Annotated in this window: 1 protein-coding gene; it reads right to left on the bottom strand. The window is 48.0% G+C overall.

The genetic code is table 11. The features are described 5' to 3' along the window. On the bottom strand, positions 1-1,076 hold a 1,076-nt coding region (gene tuf, locus C4S39_RS15075), incomplete at both ends, for an elongation factor Tu (RefSeq protein ID WP_258039480.1).

Below are 1,076 nucleotides of genomic sequence, written 5' to 3'. Positions count from 1 at the left end.
GCTATTAAGTTTACCGTTACCGAAACATTATCCCCAGGCATCACCATCTCCGTTCCCGCAGGCAATTCTATCGCTCCCGTCACGTCTGTCGTTCTAAAATAAAATTGTGGGCGATAGCCGGGGAAAAACGGAGTATGCCTTCCACCTTCTTCCTTACTTAACACATAAATCTCCGCCGTGAATTTGGTATGAGGCGATATACTGCCAGGCTTCGCCAACACTTGACCTCGCTCCACTTCTTCACGCTTCGTGCCACGCAGAAGTATCCCCACATTATCTCCTGCCTGCCCCTGATCCAGAAGCTTACGAAACATTTCAACCCCTGTGCATACTGTCTTTAGAGTCGGCTTGAGACCTACTATCTCGATCTCTTCACCCACTTTGATTATGCCTCTCTCTACACGACCCGTCACAACCGTTCCGCGACCAGATATTGAAAATACATCTTCAACCGGCATAATAAAGGCACCATCAATAGCGCGCTCCGGTTGGGGAATGTAACTATCCAGCGCATCCGCTAATTTCAGAATAGAAGCTTCACCAATATCACTTTGATCTCCTTCAAGTGCTTTCAACGCCGATCCAACTATAATCGGCGTATCATCACCCGGAAAATCGTATTTCGATAACAGTTCACGTATCTCCATCTCCACCAATTCAATCAGCTCCGCATCATCAACCATGTCCGCTTTATTCATGTACACAATGATGTAAGGAACACCTACTTGGCGCGCCAACAAAATATGTTCTCGCGTCTGTGGCATCGGGCCATCAGCCGCAGACACCACCAATATCGCTCCATCCATTTGGGCCGCGCCCGTAATCATATTCTTCACGTAATCCGCATGACCCGGGCAATCCACATGCGCATAATGACGCTTATCCGTCTCATATTCAACATGAGCTGTATTTATCGTTATCCCGCGCGCACGCTCTTCCGGCGCTGAGTCAATTTGATCATAACTCTTCGCTTCTCCACCAAACTTCTTCGTCAATATCGTCGTAATTGCCGCCGTAAGCGTAGTCTTACCATGATCCACGTGCCCTATCGTTCCAACATTTACATGTGGCTTCGA

The sequence above is a fragment of the Nitrosomonas ureae genome, from assembly GCF_900108305.1.
Classification (GTDB): Bacteria; Pseudomonadota; Gammaproteobacteria; order Burkholderiales; family Nitrosomonadaceae; genus Nitrosomonas; species Nitrosomonas ureae_B.
Note: the sequence above shows the minus strand (reverse complement) of the source record. Positions and strands in the feature narration are given on the sequence as shown.